Source organism: Photobacterium sp. BZF1, assembly GCF_014349205.1.
Lineage (GTDB): Bacteria > Pseudomonadota > Gammaproteobacteria > Enterobacterales > Vibrionaceae > Photobacterium.
In genome coordinates, this window is the sequence record NZ_JACSOF010000032.1 from 17,330 (window position 1) to 31,403 (window position 14,074).

At 46.7% G+C, this 14,074-nt stretch carries 11 protein-coding genes and 2 pseudogenes; 8 read left to right on the forward strand and 5 right to left on the reverse strand.

Going from position 1 to position 14,074, the window contains the following annotated elements; translation table 11 throughout:
* Window positions 1-5: 5 nt before the first annotated feature.
* Together BIZ37_RS09250 and BIZ37_RS09255 are read right to left on the reverse strand one after the other, a co-directional pair.
* The gene (locus BIZ37_RS09250; RefSeq protein ID WP_187461255.1) at window positions 6-674 is read right to left on the reverse strand and encodes a hypothetical protein; all 669 of its coding nucleotides are present in this window, start codon (window positions 672-674) and stop codon (window positions 6-8) included.
* 172 nt (window positions 675-846) lie between these two features.
* Window positions 847-1,023 (reverse strand): hypothetical protein, encoded by a 177-nt coding sequence (locus tag BIZ37_RS09255; protein ID WP_187461256.1) that lies wholly within the window; start codon window positions 1,021-1,023, stop codon window positions 847-849.
* A gap of 266 nt (window positions 1,024-1,289) precedes the next feature.
* Here BIZ37_RS09255 and BIZ37_RS09260 point away from each other — a divergent pair.
* A pseudogene (locus BIZ37_RS09260) lies at window positions 1,290-1,433 on the forward strand (reverse transcriptase N-terminal domain-containing protein); the annotation flags it as partial.
* Between the two features lie 56 nt (window positions 1,434-1,489).
* On the opposite strand, the gene BIZ37_RS09265 reads toward BIZ37_RS09260, so the two are convergent.
* Window positions 1,490-3,346, reverse strand: coding sequence for a bifunctional UDP-sugar hydrolase/5'-nucleotidase (locus tag BIZ37_RS09265; protein WP_187461257.1), 1,857 nt, complete (start codon window positions 3,344-3,346; stop codon window positions 1,490-1,492).
* 390 nt (window positions 3,347-3,736) lie between these two features.
* Window positions 3,737-4,009, reverse strand: a pseudogene (locus tag BIZ37_RS09270) (carboxymuconolactone decarboxylase family protein); the annotation flags it as partial.
* A gap of 734 nt (window positions 4,010-4,743) precedes the next feature.
* Between BIZ37_RS09270 and manD the strand changes: the two are divergent.
* Both manD and BIZ37_RS09280 read left to right on the forward strand, forming a co-directional pair.
* Window positions 4,744-5,964, forward strand: coding sequence for a D-mannonate dehydratase ManD (gene manD, locus BIZ37_RS09275; protein ID WP_272898731.1), 1,221 nt, complete (start codon window positions 4,744-4,746; stop codon window positions 5,962-5,964).
* Window positions 5,965-6,070: 106 nt separating this feature from the next.
* The gene (locus tag BIZ37_RS09280; protein ID WP_187461258.1) at window positions 6,071-7,837 is read left to right on the forward strand and encodes a sodium:solute symporter family protein; all 1,767 of its coding nucleotides are present in this window, start codon (window positions 6,071-6,073) and stop codon (window positions 7,835-7,837) included.
* A 34-nt stretch (window positions 7,838-7,871) separates the two neighbouring features.
* Here the strand turns inward: BIZ37_RS09280 and BIZ37_RS09285 are convergent, their stop codons facing one another.
* Window positions 7,872-8,924 carry a LacI family DNA-binding transcriptional regulator gene (locus BIZ37_RS09285; RefSeq protein WP_187461259.1) on the reverse strand — a complete coding sequence of 351 codons (1,053 nt, stop codon included), beginning with the start codon at window positions 8,922-8,924 and terminating at the stop codon, window positions 7,872-7,874.
* Window positions 8,925-9,160: 236 nt separating this feature from the next.
* Between BIZ37_RS09285 and BIZ37_RS09290 the strand changes: the two genes are divergently transcribed.
* From BIZ37_RS09290 to BIZ37_RS09310, 5 genes are read left to right on the forward strand one after another with little or no spacing between them, the layout of a single operon-like run.
* The gene (locus tag BIZ37_RS09290) at window positions 9,161-9,928 is read left to right on the forward strand and encodes a DeoR/GlpR family DNA-binding transcription regulator (RefSeq protein ID WP_187461260.1); all 768 of its coding nucleotides are present in this window, start codon (window positions 9,161-9,163) and stop codon (window positions 9,926-9,928) included.
* Entirely contained in the window at window positions 9,925-10,917 is a 993-nt protein-coding gene (locus BIZ37_RS09295; RefSeq protein WP_187461261.1) for an ABC transporter ATP-binding protein, read from the forward strand. The genes BIZ37_RS09290 and BIZ37_RS09295 overlap by 4 nt, the downstream gene beginning before the upstream one ends.
* Window positions 10,918-10,962: 45 nt before the next feature.
* Window positions 10,963-12,252 carry an ABC transporter substrate-binding protein gene (locus tag BIZ37_RS09300; RefSeq protein WP_370577324.1) on the forward strand — a complete coding sequence of 430 codons (1,290 nt, stop codon included), beginning with the start codon at window positions 10,963-10,965 and terminating at the stop codon, window positions 12,250-12,252.
* Between the two features lie 4 nt (window positions 12,253-12,256).
* The gene (locus BIZ37_RS09305) at window positions 12,257-13,207 is read left to right on the forward strand and encodes a carbohydrate ABC transporter permease (RefSeq protein ID WP_255526717.1); all 951 of its coding nucleotides are present in this window, start codon (window positions 12,257-12,259) and stop codon (window positions 13,205-13,207) included.
* A complete protein-coding gene (locus tag BIZ37_RS09310) occupies window positions 13,204-14,073 on the forward strand; it encodes a carbohydrate ABC transporter permease (RefSeq protein WP_187461263.1) in 870 nt (289 codons plus the stop codon). Before BIZ37_RS09305 ends, BIZ37_RS09310 begins: the two co-directional genes overlap by 4 nt.
* Window position 14,074: the final 1 nt, after the last annotated feature.

A 14,074-nucleotide genomic window follows, 5' to 3' on the forward strand; every position in this document is an offset into this window, starting at 1 on the left:
CCTCCCTAATACTTGGCTAGCAGCGATTTCGCGGTTTGCGTTTCTAGGTTGCTATCACCCATTTGCTCCATTTGCACTAACCATGTTTTGGCTTGTTGAACATCCTCAGCTCGCAGTGCCGCTTCAATGGCATAACGGTATATCCATGAAGTAGCAGCGAAAGGTTGTTGGCTAAAACTCGGTTCATCAAGCAGAGAAAGGTACAGCTCGTAACCACGCTCAAAGTGATTGAACATGTCTGGCAGAGAGGTAAACGTAGTGGCTGCCATGGCGGTTGCTAATTGGTATTCCGGTAAGCCTTGTAAGCGTTGTTGTTCTTGAAGTAACAGTGGCTGATTCGCCATTAAATCCAAGCCTTTTTGGATTGTGGCAAGACCGCGCTCGGTGAACTTCATCTTGTTCCAAGGCATAAACGCCTCACGACCTTGCAACGTCTCAGCACTGCCCAAATAAACCAAGGTCACTGGCGTTGCACCCTGCTCTTCTAGTTGTTTGGATAAGTTGCCGTAAACAGTATCAACTAAGCCAGAGTCACCCTGCGCTGCTTGATTGAATTGGCTGAGTGTGCGCTCGCTCGGGTTAGCCAGAGCCAAATTGCTGCTGAGTGCAAATGCGGCGATAAACATACTTGCCAGTTTAAGAGCTTTGATTGAGCGAGATTGAGAAACCATCATGTACTGTCCTTAGTTGAGCGTGATTTGATGGTTTCAGATTAAGGGAGAAGATCGCACGCTGCTTTTACATGCGACCAATGGCAGTTATGCGGAGTGAATGGTATTGAGAAAGGATGAATGGTTTTGCGTTTCGGCAGCCTGCAATATCGCCTCAATCATTAAACTGAGAGCCTTAGGCTGGTAGTTCCGTGGCGATAAACCAAATAAGCTTGGCGATCACCGCTTTGAGCACTGCAGTTAGGTCATTGACCACTAGGTTGAAATTGAAAGGACAGGCGCCATAGAGAATGAAATAAGTGTGAGTTATTGATACCTCGGTCTGAGATTGGTAAGGAGCAGATTGCGACATATTGGACTGTTTCTTAACCTGAATAGGTAATTCACTATGAGGGTAAGTGAATAGCCACCAAGTCAGTGGAAAGGCCTGACGTTTGTAGATAGTCTTGTGATGAGAAAATCTATCCCGTTAAAAGACTTTGTTATGCTATTAATATCTTTAACTAAAAAAGAACAGAGCAGAAGCTTGCCAGCATGATTCCTAGCACGGAACTGAACAAAATTAGCGAGTTACAGCTTTTGCTAAATTAGTAATTAACGGATAATCTGAGGCATTTCAAAACCTCTTATCGATTGGCCAAATCAACTCGAGAAGGTAAGCACGGCAAAGCGAGAGCCTTGCAATGAATACTGACTCACTCTCGCTCAACAAAACTTCTTAATGTCAAAAGAGCATCTCAAAACAAAGGCAGTAAAACGCCCAAGTAACTGTGATCGCTTGGGCGTTTTCCATTTTTCAGCGTGGTATCAAAGCAGTCCTAGTTTAAAGCAATAAAACTCTGTACTGACATTTCGCTTACATCTGGACGATCCAATGTCTCACCATTATCTTCCAGCTTCTTGATGTAGTTAATCAGAGAGTCGGTGTAAAGCAACCCTGTATCTTCACGTCGACTATCATCCTCGTAAACGGGGACAAACGAGTCATAACGGTCACCACCGGCCGCAATGAAATCGTTAGTAACGACGACATATATTTCAGTCAATTCGATGTCGTGCCACTCACCAAATGTACCGTCTTCCAACTTGCGACGAGCTTGAACATCCGTGATACGTTGTCCTTTCTCTGCATTCATATCTACGTCAAAACGTAGATTTGCCGCAGCAGGGAAAGCACCGCTCGAATCATTAACCACGACGTTATCAATCGCATCTTCAATCGTGTTTACAATTTCTTGGCCTGTCATATCAAGGTTAACTAGGTAGTTGCTAAACGGTAATACATTGAACGCATGACCAACGGAAACATCACCTTCTGCAATTGTGGTACGAACACCACCACTATTTTGAATGGCAATGTCAGAACGAATAGACATATCAACAAATGCTTCAGAAACCACGTTCGCCATGATGCTACCATGTTGATTCATGAACTCTCGCTCCTCGCTACCTTCAACACACAAAGCACCCGATGAATGGTTAGATCCCGGTGTACGCTCGTTACAAAGCAGCGCAACACTGTATCCAATAATTTCTTTCATCTTTTCATCGACTTGATCACTATAGAAGGCTAATTTTTCAGCAGTCACTGTATCTTTTTCAACTGAACTAAGTTCATTTTTACTTGCGATGTATTGATTAATCGCGTCAAGTTCTTCATCTGTATGAACACCCTCGCTATCTTCCGACGGATTAATAAACTCATCACCAAGAAGAAGGTGTGGTGTGCCTGAACATTGAGTAACATTACCTTGCTCATTAAAGCTCACATTAAGCTCTCCGAGCACTAACGCATTTTCCCAAGCTTGGACAATACATACATCGTTGCCGTCAGCATTTTGAACCACTGTCGGATACTCACCATCAGTAGTACCAAATCCAATTTCAGTGTGAAGCTCGCTATCCGCGAGCAGCGAATGACTGTCACCGCCTACAATCACATCAACATCAGTTAGTTGTTTTGCCATCGCGATGTCGTTGCTATACATGTAGTGAGTTAAAAGAACAATTTTATCTACGCCTTGCTCTTTTAATATATCTATGTAACGTTGAGAGGTCTCAACCTCATCAAAAAACTCAGTATCAGCAGATGGAGAAGATGATGCTTGAGTTTTGCTTGAAATATCAATACCAATAACACCTACCTGCTGACCTGCAACATCAAAGACTTTGTATGGGTCATAGATACCATAAATTGGGTTTGTAGATGGTACTTCAATATTTGCAGCCAGTACTTCTGTACCGCATGCATCCTCACCATTCTTAAGCGTTTCAATAAAATGTGCTAGTTGCTCATTACCATCATCGAACTCATGGTTACCCAATGCAAAAGCGTCAAAACACACTTGATTCATCATAAGTGCGTCAGGTAATTCCTCACGAAATAAGCTATAGAACATGGTACCCGTTATCGCATCGCCAGCGTGAAGTCGCAGAGTAGAGTCATTTTGAAGCTCATTAAACTTAGTTACCAAGCGAGGAAAACCACCAATCTCTACTTCAGTTTTTACTCCACCTAAAGTCAAAGCAACCGGACCTGTTGCATCAAGCTTAGAGTGATGATCATTGATATGTAGAATACGTAAATCAAACGTATCATCGTTATCAGAACTTGAAGAGTTGCAACCCACTAGGCCAATAACAATCGCTAACGATAGCAGTGTCTTATTCATCATTTCTTTCCATGTACCTGTTAAATATAACAATAAGTAGAGAGTGGATGCTAAATGACCTCTATGAACCTAGGGTGACACTTATATTTAAAGTTCAGTTTAGTTTTTAGATGACTGTACTAGGCGACGAAAATTAATTGCTCAAGAAATGAATTAATACCTCCTATCGCGGCACTATTTTTGATGGCTCAAAAAAAACAGAACACTGCCCTAGTCGCAGTGAATAGAAGTAGCATGAATTGTGAGGGCAACTGAAGAATATGAATAATTGTAAGCGTACAACGTAGGATCGTGCCGCGCTTACCAACTAACCATTCGTAAAGTGCAAAGAAAAAGCGCTAGAGCACAATGAGGCACAAACGATTTATGGCCCATGCTAAAAACCATTAGTAATTATGTATTGCTTCGTTCTAGTACGATTTCTTTTAGGGAGAACATTCCATTTAATGCCGCCAGGAAACCTACATAGACTGATATCTGCAATATGACTTCCTTTAGCTCAGCTTCGGAACACCCAACATTTAGGGCAGCATGCAGATGAACTTCCAGTTGTGGTGCACAATTTCTCATTGCAGTTAATGCTGCAACCGTGGCAATTTATCGCCCCTTAGAACTCAATCCTTTTTGGGCTATATATACCTAAAAAGGATACTCAATTGTAAACCGTTATTTTTGAACTTCGTCTAGTTGCCTATCGTCTTACTCAATGAAATTGGAGAGTTATGCTGTAGAGTCTGAAAGCAACCGTTGCATGATTGCAAGGAAGATATAAATTATGAAAACCCAAAAAATAAATGAGTAAACAAACCTAGACCAAAAAAAAGTATAAGTATCAAACTTTCCACTATAAGAAAGAAAATTAAACGGGTAGCCAATGATTCTCTCTGGATTAAAGAATGCACTAAACTGAGAAGCGATGGCGACAGTACATAGACTTACTTTGGCGATAATGCGCTTTATCTTTTGAGTAAAAAACATTCTATGAAGACCCAGAACTTTAAATGACAAGAGACTTCACTTTTAATCATGCCACTGATCATGTCAACGCATAAAGGGCAAAAAAAAGTTAGCTGCCCAACCAAAAAAGAACCTAGCGGCCCCAACAGAATCAAATATCAAAATTACAAGTGAGAAAATTAAACCGTTACTTTCTTAATCGCTGCTCGCACCATCGTGTTAAGAGATTAAGCCAAACTTGGTCAGTACTCCCTTTTCTACCCACCCTCTTTTCCACACTATCTTCCACTGATCTTCCAGATCATTTCAAAAGTGTCGTTTAGATCTCACTTACCGGTTTGACTTTTACCCATATGATCATCGAACATACTAAGTAAACCGATTTACCAAACCGATTTACTATAGCGTTCATAAAGTGGCGCTTCCCCGATTTACGGAGAGCAATGATGAAAATTGAAGACATTAAAGTGTATGTAACCAACCCTGGCCGCAACTTTGTTACGGTCAAAGTGATCACTGACGAAGGGGTCTATGGGCTCGGGGACGCTACTGTAAATGGCCGTGAGATGGCAGTAGCCAGCTATCTAGAGGAGCATGTGAGACCTTGTTTAATTGGGCGAGATCCTCACCAGATTGAAGACATTTGGCAGTACCTCTACATGGGCGTGTACTGGCGTCGAGGTCCAATTACCATGGCTGCCATCGCAGCGATTGATATGGCTCTTTGGGACATTAAAGGTAAGGTTGCGAACCTTCCGGTTTACCAACTTCTAGGAGGCAAATGCCGTACTGGTGTTACGCTTTATGCCCACGCAAACGGCGAAACCATTGAAGATACGCTCGATATTGCTGAAAAGTATATTGAACAGGGCTTTAAGGCGATCCGACTACAGACGGCGATCCCCGGCCTTAGCGAGACCTACGGTGTGCTAGGTGATCGTAAAGATTACTTTGAACTACAAGGAAACCGCCCACTGCCACCAGAGCAGGAATGGTCAACTCCTAAGTATTTTGAACTGGTGCCAGAGCTATTTGCCAAAGCAAAAGAGCGTTTCGGTAACCGCGCCCAGTTCTGCCACGATGTCCACAGCCGCTTGACGCCGATTGAGTCAGCGAAACTTGGCAAGATGCTTGAACCCTACAATCTGTTATTCCTAGAAGATGCCTCTATTGCTGAGAACCAGGATAACTACAAGTTGATTCGTCACCATACTACAACGCCTCTGGCACTCGGTGAGACCTACAATACCATCTGGGATTGCAAAGACTTGATCCAAAATCAACTGATCGACTACATCCGCGCAGCTGCCACTCATGCAGGCGGGATCACTGGTATGAAGAAGATCGCTGACTTTGCTGCTATTTACAATGTTCGCACCGCTCCGCACGGTGCACCTGATTTGTCGCCTATCTGTTTTGCGGCACATATGCACCTCAATATTTCAACGCACAACTACGGCGTCCAAGAATTTGTTGGCTTTGGTAACGAGGCTTCACAGAAGATCTTCAAGCACGAGATGAAGCTAGAAAACGGCATGATCATGGTCAGTGATGCGCCGGGGCTTGGAGTTGAATTCGATGAAGAAGAAGCGGCCAAACATGAATACAAACGTTCATACCTGCCAGTGAGCCGTCTGGAAGATGGCACTCTGTGGCATTGGTAATACCTGCATTTATCTAAGTGAAACAACTGACTTGTTAATTGATCTGCCTGCCGGATAGCAGGCAGAAAATTAGCCCTGACTGTACCCCATTAGGAAAGTTAGACAGATGATATATGAATACCTTGTGATCCTCGGCTATTTTGCCCTGATTGTTGGCATAGGCTTTGCCTTTAAACGACTCGCTAACCGTTCTACCAGTGACTACTTCCGAGGCGGCGGTAAGATGCTGTGGTGGATGGTAGGCTCAACCGCCTTTATGACCCAGTTTTCGGCCTGGACCTTTACCGGCGCTGCTGGTAAGGCGTTCAACGATGGTTTTACCGTTACTATGGTCTTCCTGGCCAACGCCATCGCCTACTTTGTCGGCTACCTCTACTTCTCGCACCGTTTCCGCCAAATGCGGGTCGATACTCCGACTGAAGGTGTACGCCGTCGCTTCGGCACCCACAACGAGAAGTTCTTCTCTTGGACCCTGATTATCTTCAGCTTTATTAATGCTGGGGTTTCGCTAAATGCCCTCGGTGTCTTTGCCAGTGCAGTTTTCAACTCAGACCTCTATACCACTATCGTAGTGACGGGGCTGGCAGTGCTATTAGTCTCGGTGATTTCCGGGGCTTGGGGTGTCGTTGCCTCAGACTTTATCCAAACTTTGGTGGTCGCGATTGTCTCTGTCGCGTGTGCAATTGTGGCACTGATTGCTGTGGGAGGCCCTTCGACCATAGTGACCGAGTTCCCGACAAGTTTTGTGATGGGCCCTGAAATGAACTACCCATTGCTGCTGGTGTGTGCTTTCTTTTTCTTTGTGGTCAAACAACTGCAAAGCATCAACAACATGCAGGACTCCTATCGCTTCCTAAACGCCAAGGACTCCTCTCATGCCCGTAAAGCCGCGCTACTGGCAACGGTACTGATGGGCCTTGGTAGTATCATCTGGTTTATTCCGCCATGGGCTGCAGCAATCCTCTACCCTGACGCTACTGCTGAGTATCCGCAACTGGGTGCAAAAGCTGCAGATGCGGTCTACCTCGTAATGGCGAAGAATACCATGCCTGTCGGTACTGTCGGTCTGCTGTTAGCCGGCCTGTTTGCTGCCACGATGTCGACGATGGACTCGGCGCTAAACCGTAACTCTGGTATTTTTGTCCGCAGCCTCTACCAGCCATATTTTGGTAAAGGTAAACAGATGAGCGATACCCACCTATTGCATGTCGGTAAGGTGATGAGTATGGCGAGCGGTATTTTTGTTATCTTCGTGGCACTGTTCTTTAGCTCGCTGAAAGATATGAGTTTGTTTGAGCTGATGATGTCGGTTTCTACCATGTTGCAGGTACCGCTGTTGATTCCACTTTTCTTTGGTATGCTGATCAAACGTACGCCTAGTTGGGCACCGTGGGCTACCGTATTAGTAGGTATGGTTGTCTCTTGGATGATGAGCAACGTGATCAGCGCTGACATGATTGCCGGTTGGTTCGGCATTGAAGAACTAACTCGCCGTGAAGCAAGTGAGATCCGTATTGCCGCAACAATTGCAGCACACTTGTTGGTCACCTCAAGCTTCTTCATTGGTTCATCGCTGTTCTACCGCGAAGAAAAAGACGCGATAAAACAAGAAACCGATAGCTTCTTTGCTGATGTAGAGACGCCAATCGTTTCTGAAGCAGGCCATGACCAAGTAGACGCTGAACAGCGTCATAAATTGGGCTCAATGGTAATGACAATGGGGATAGGTCTACTGGCAATGATGCTGATCCCTAACCCGCTCTGGGGACGGATGGTCTTCTTGCTCTGTGCCTTAGCTGTGTTTGCGATTGGCTGGATGCTAAAACGAAAATCGTTGCAGCAAACTGACGGGGCGACTGTAACACAGAGCTAAATAAAACTTGGTATTAAACACGCCAAAGTTAAGGTCACCTACAAATAGGTGACCTTTTTGTTTTTGCATTATCCGCAGCTCTTATCGCGCAAGTTGACTGCCGCTCGATGAACTCACAGGCCACGACCGTGTGCTCAGGGCTGTCTAACTGACCTTTGATTGCCTGGATAGCAAGCTTGGCCGTTTCATGCCCGATTTGGTAGGAATCCTGCTTAATCACCGAGACTGGCACTTTGAAAAGTTCAACCATAGGGATCTCATCAAAGCCGATGATCGAAACCTGCTGCGGAATAGCAATATCAGCGTTGCGGTAAGCCTTCAACAAATCAGTCGTAATCGCCAAGTGCTGACTGAATATCGCTGTCGGCGGGTTATCTGTTTGCAGTAACTCTACCGGGTCTTTTGCAAAGCCGCTCTCACGTTGCCAAAAATGCAGTAGTGTATCGTCGGCTTCTATTCCATGTTTATCCAGCGCATCAAGATACCCTTGGTATCGTTCCCGCCGCGAATAGCTGTTAGTAAATTCCTGCGCCATGAAGCAGATACGCTTGTGACCGAGTTTGATCAAATGCTCGGTCGCCTTAAATGCAGCGTTTTGGTAATCCGAGGTAACGATATGGCTTCTGCAGTTAGGGTATTCGAGTTGAAACTGAACCACAGGCATTCCAGCCCCCATCAGTTCATTGATCAGTTCGGAGTTGTGGCCTGAAGATGTAATGATTATGCCGTCAACACAAAGTTGTTTCAGAGACTGTAGCGCCCCCTTTTCTGCAGCAGCATCGAAATCGCTGTTGTAGATTAATACGTTGTAATTATGTTTCTTGCAGTAGTCATCGATCCCCCTCAATACCCGGCTGGTGTTGTAACCAGTGATATCACGCACCACCACGCCGATGGTGTGGGTTTTCTCAGCTTTCAAGCTACGTGCGATGGGGTTAGGCACATAGTTCAACTCAGCGATAGAAGCCTTGATCTTTTGCTTTGTCTCTTCTGACATATGGCTGTAACGGCCATTAAGATATTGTGACACAGTGCTTTTAGACACTCCCGCATGGGTCGCAACATCGACTATGCGTACCTTCTTCATACAAAACTCGAGTCATTTTCGGGGGTAATTTACTGCGCTACATCATAGCTAAGCCCCTAAATAAGCACAAGTAAATCGGTTTACTGAACATCTCCCTTAAGCAACCAGCTAAACACGCGCACTAAGTCAACACAAAAACGTTATAAAACAGCAGCATATTTGTAACCCATCAGTAATTCCTCTGTCTTTTTCGGGGCTTACGATTCATTTGAATTTAAAATCAAGTTCATACGAATATGACTCTAGAGACGCGCCAACAAGCCATTTTGAAAAAACTAAATGAACGAGGGTTCATTTCCACTGAAGAGTTAGCAAAACAGTATTTGCTGACACCTCAAACGATCCGTCGCGATATCAATGCCCTTTGTGAACTGGGCCTGGCGCGTAAACAGCACGGGGGCATTACCCTGCCGCCTGCAATGAACAATCAGAATATAGCGACTCGATTAGGCACTAACACTGCGATAAAGCAGCAAATTGGCCAATTTGCAGTTAGGGTTATTGAGCCGGAAAGTACTCTGTTTCTTGGGTATGGTTCAACGGTGGTACAGTTGATTGAATCTCTGCCCAAAGAGATTAGCCTGACAGTCGTCACTAATAACCTGAACGCTGCATTAAGCCTAACCCAGTTCCCAAATATCGATACCTGGGTGAGCGGTGGGCGGTTACGTCAACAGCACCACGATCTCAGCGGCCTGCCAGCTCAAAACTTTTTACAATCGTTTCGTGCCGATCTTGCTATCTGCGGTATCGCTGGGATTTCTGCTGAGGGTGAACTACTTGAGTTCCAGCATGACGAGGCCGAGCTCACACGTACCATGCTTCGAAATAGTAAACGAAACCTTTTGCTGGCGGACGCTAGTAAGTTTATGCGCAGTGCCAGTGTGTGTGTAGCTACCCTTGACCAAATTGATGCCCTCTATACCGATTGTAACTCCCCCGAACTGGCCAAACTCTGCCAGCAGCATAACGTTGAGCTTCAACTGATAGGAGACGGCCTATGAGCTATCTAACTCTCAAAGCGCTAAATAAAGAGTTTGGTGATTTCCAAGCACTACAGGATATAGAGCTATCCATAGAACGCGGCGAGTTCATTGCCTTATTGGGTCCTTCAGGGTGCGGTAAATCAACGTTGCTGCGCATTATTGCCGGCCTTGAGTCGGCGACAAGTGGCAAGATGTCAGTGGAAGGGCGCGATGTGACAGCGCTTGCTCCTTCACAGCGCGGTATATCGATGGTGTTTCAGTCCTACGCACTCTTCCCGCATCTCAGCGTGAAAGAAAACATCTTGTTTGGATTAAAGGCGCGTAGGGTTGAAGCCAAAGAGCGTCAGCGGCGTCTTGATGAGGCACTTGAACTGGTTTCACTGCAAGACCAACAGGATAAGCTACCAAGCCAACTAAGTGGCGGACAAAGGCAACGTGTGGCTCTAGCTCGAGCCATTGTTAGTCAGCACCCTATCTGCCTGATGGATGAACCACTGTCCAACCTCGATGCCAAGCTGCGGGCCGAAATGCGTAGCGAGCTACGTAATCTTCAAAAGAAGCTTGGCTTGACCCTTATCTACGTGACCCATGACCAAATCGAAGCGATGTCGATGGCTGACAGAATTGTCTTGCTAAACCAAGGGAGAATTCAGCAAGTTGGCACCCCTAGAACACTTTACAACCAACCCAAAAATACGTTTACGGCCCGCTTTATCGGTTCGCCAGCAATGAATATTTTTACCTTGCCGGAATATCACAACCTTCTGGGCGTGCGCCCCGAGCATATACGCCTGTCTGATAGTGGAATTCGTTGCCGCGCAGTAAATACCGATTACCACGGCGAGAACACACTACTGAAAGTCGCACTGCCTGATGAGCAGCAGATCGTTGTCAAAGTAGACCGTTATCAGCAGTTCGAGACAGATCAGCCTCTCCATGTGAACTGGGAGCAACAGGATTTGCACCATTTTTGTTCTGCAAAACAGCAGGCAATTCCAACACCTTAACCTAGCGGGTCAAGCAAGCGCTTTCCGCAACCGGAGAATTGAACAGTGAAACTGAAAAAACACACCACAGCACTGGGACTGTTGGCTACTTTGGCAATGACACAAGCCATGGCAGATACCACAGACATCACCATGTATTACCCTATCGCCGTTGGCGGGCCGTTGACTCAGGTAGTTGACAATATGGTAGGTGATTTTGAGGCTGCGAATCCGGATATTAATGTCACGGCAATCTACGCTGGCAACTACGATGACACCCGCGTTAAAGCATTGGCAGCTATCAATGCTGGTGAACCGGTACAAACCTCCGTCATGTTTTCAATTGACATGCTGGAGTTACAACGCCGGGGTGTGATCCGCCCGTTTGACGACTTTGTAAAAACAGACGAGGACAAGCAGTGGCTTCAAAGCTTCTATCCAGCACTGATGCAAAACGGCCAACTAGAAGGCCAAACTTATGGCATTCCGTTCCAGCGTTCGACCATCGTCATGTTCTACAACAAGGACGCCTTCCGCGAAGCCGGCCTTGATCCAGAGAAGGCACCGGAAACGTGGGAAGAAATGGCTAAGGTAGCCGGCAAACTGGTGAAGAAAAATGATCAGGGAGACACTGAACGCTGGGGTCTGATGGTACCGTCGACCGGTTACCCGTACTGGATGTTCGGTGCGTTTGCTAAGCAGCAAGGTGAAGCCCTGATGAACCAAGCAGGGACAGAGGTGAACTTTAATTCACCGAAAATGGTTGAAGCACTGCAATACTGGCGTGATCTTGGTACTAAGTATGAGGTGATGCCAACTGGTACCATCGAATGGGGCACTCTGCGTCAAGAATTCCTAGAGCAAAATACTGCGATGATGTGGCACACAACAGGTAACCTTAGTGCCGTGATGCAACAGGCAAGCTTTGATGTCGGTGTTGCCCAGCTTCCAGCCAGTATTGAGCCTGGCTCACCAACGGGTGGCGGTAACTTCTACCTAATGAACAGTGGCAGCGATGCTGAGCAAGAGGCGGCATACCGTTTGGTCAAGTTTATGACTTCACCTGATCGCAGTGCCCAGTGGAGCATTGCGACCGGCTATGTCGGTAACAGTGAGGCGGCATACGCAACCGATGAGCTACAAGAATACGCTAAACAGGTTCCTCAAGCCTTGGTGGCTCGCGACCAACTGAATGTTGCGACTGCAGAGTTGGCAACCTTTGAAGCAGGGCGTGTACGCCGCGTGCTTGACGATGCTATTCAGGCAACATTGACCGGTCAGGCGTCTGCTGAAGAATCGCTAAACAGTGCCCAAAGTCAGGCAGAGCGCCTGCTGCGTCGTGCAAGCCGCGGATAAACCCATGCAGGACGTAGTAAGAGACTCCTTACTGCGTCCTGATCCTTTCAGTCTCAGGCCATCAATAACTGTTATGTCAACTTCGTTCCGCTCCTCCAACTCGGCTTTTGCATGCCTGCTACTTTTACCGGCGCTGGTGCTGCTTAGCGCGTTTACCTATTTCCCAGCGTTTAGCGCTTTCTATAACAGCATATTTTCTACAACGTATTCCGGTGAGACCTATTTTGCATTGCAAGACAACCTGCTCGATCTTCAAGACGATCCTGTTTTCTGGCGTGCACTCACCAACAACCTGTTGTATGCCCTTGTTACTGTACCCGCCTCAATGATACTGGCGCTGGTGATGGCACTGTGGGTGAACGAAAAGTTCCTTGGCCGCAGCTTGCTGCGCCTTTCTTTCTTCTTACCAACGATGCTACCGATGGTTGCTGCGGCTAATATCTGGATGTTCTTCTACTCACCAAATATCGGCTTGTTCAACCGCGTGCTCGCAGTATTTGGTATTCAAGGGGCTAATTGGCTGGGCGACCCGGATACAGCGCTGTGGGCCACGATGTTGCTGGCTGTCTGGAAGGAGTCAGGCTTCTTTATGATTTTCTACCTTGCTGCGCTTCAGGCGATCCCGAGTGAGTTGCATGATGCCGCACGCCTAGAAGCACCAAGCTATTTCTACCGGCTCCGCCGGTTTATCTTGCCGTTATTGGGGCCGACCACATTATTTGTCTTTATCAATGCTGTGATCCATGCCTTCAAGGTGGTCGATCACCTATTTATCCTCACCAAAGGCGGGCCAAATAATGCCAGTACTTTACTGCTGTATTACATCTACGAGACCGCATTTGCCTTCTTCGATGAGGCATATGCCGCTGTTCTGACCTTGGTTTTACTGTTACTGCTTGGGATCTGCTCTGCGATCCAGTTTGCCCTTAGCCACAAACGAGTACACTACCGATGAATTCTGTCACTGCCCCTACTATTAACAGCCATACATCGGTAGCACTGCTGCAAAGAAGTGTGTCGATAGGACGCCTATCTAATCAGATAGCTGCCTGGATACTAGGCCTTCTGTGGCTCATGCCGCTGCTATATATGTTTTGGGCAGCTTTTCATTCAGGCTCGGATGCCATCTATTTTGATTTAAGCGCGCCGTGGACCCTGGACAATTTCCGCCGAGCTTGGGAAATGTCACCTTTCGTCCGCTACTTGCTGAACACCTTTGCTACCGTGAGCCTGTTGCTCAGCCTGCAGTTAGTGGTGTGTACGATGGCGGCCTTTGCGCTTGCCCGCGTCGACTTTCGAGGCCGGCAGTGGGTCTTTGCTTTTGTACTGATCCAGATGATGGTAATGCCCGAGGCATTGATCACTGAAAATTACCTAATGGTAGCACGCTTTTCTGCTATCGATACCTACTGGGGGATCGCCATGCCTTATATTGCCAGTGCCTTTGGGATCTTCCTTCTGCGCCAGGCTTTCATGCAGGTTCCTCAGGAGTTAGAAGATGCTGCTCGTGTCGAAGGGTTATCCCGGATGGGGATCTTGCTCAAGGTCTATGTACCACTAGCTAAACCGACTTACCTTGCCTATGCGCTAGTTTCACTCAGCCATCACTGGAACAATTTCCTCTGGCCACTGGTGATCACCAATACCGAAAGCAGCCGACCGATCACTGTCGGCCTCGCCTTGTTTGGCTCTCCTGAAGTCGGGGTCGACTGGGGGGTGTTAAGCGCAGGCACCTTAATTGCCATAGCCCCGTTGCTGGCCATGTTCTTGTTGTTCCAGCGTCAGTTTATGCAAAGCTTCATGAATGCAGGGCTTAAATAAT

What these genes read in the sequence shown, in the direction of transcription:
- BIZ37_RS09305 (WP_255526717.1), top strand. Translation starts at nt 12,257, where the DNA reads ATGCAGGACGTAGTAAGAGACTCCTTACTGCGTCCTGATCCTTTCAGT.
- BIZ37_RS09255 (WP_187461256.1), bottom strand. Translation starts at nt 1,023, where the DNA reads ATGTCGCAATCTGCTCCTTACCAATCTCAGACCGAGGTATCAATAACT.
- BIZ37_RS09250 (WP_187461255.1), bottom strand. Translation starts at nt 674, where the DNA reads ATGATGGTTTCTCAATCTCGCTCAATCAAAGCTCTTAAACTGGCAAGT.
- BIZ37_RS09285 (WP_187461259.1), bottom strand. Translation starts at nt 8,924, where the DNA reads ATGAAGAAGGTACGCATAGTCGATGTTGCGACCCATGCGGGAGTGTCT.
- BIZ37_RS09310 (WP_187461263.1), top strand. Translation starts at nt 13,204, where the DNA reads ATGAATTCTGTCACTGCCCCTACTATTAACAGCCATACATCGGTAGCA.
- BIZ37_RS09295 (WP_187461261.1), top strand. Translation starts at nt 9,925, where the DNA reads ATGAGCTATCTAACTCTCAAAGCGCTAAATAAAGAGTTTGGTGATTTC.
- BIZ37_RS09280 (WP_187461258.1), top strand. Translation starts at nt 6,071, where the DNA reads ATGATATATGAATACCTTGTGATCCTCGGCTATTTTGCCCTGATTGTT.
- manD (WP_272898731.1), top strand. Translation starts at nt 4,744, where the DNA reads ATGATGAAAATTGAAGACATTAAAGTGTATGTAACCAACCCTGGCCGC.
- BIZ37_RS09290 (WP_187461260.1), top strand. Translation starts at nt 9,161, where the DNA reads ATGACTCTAGAGACGCGCCAACAAGCCATTTTGAAAAAACTAAATGAA.
- BIZ37_RS09265 (WP_187461257.1), bottom strand. Translation starts at nt 3,346, where the DNA reads ATGATGAATAAGACACTGCTATCGTTAGCGATTGTTATTGGCCTAGTG.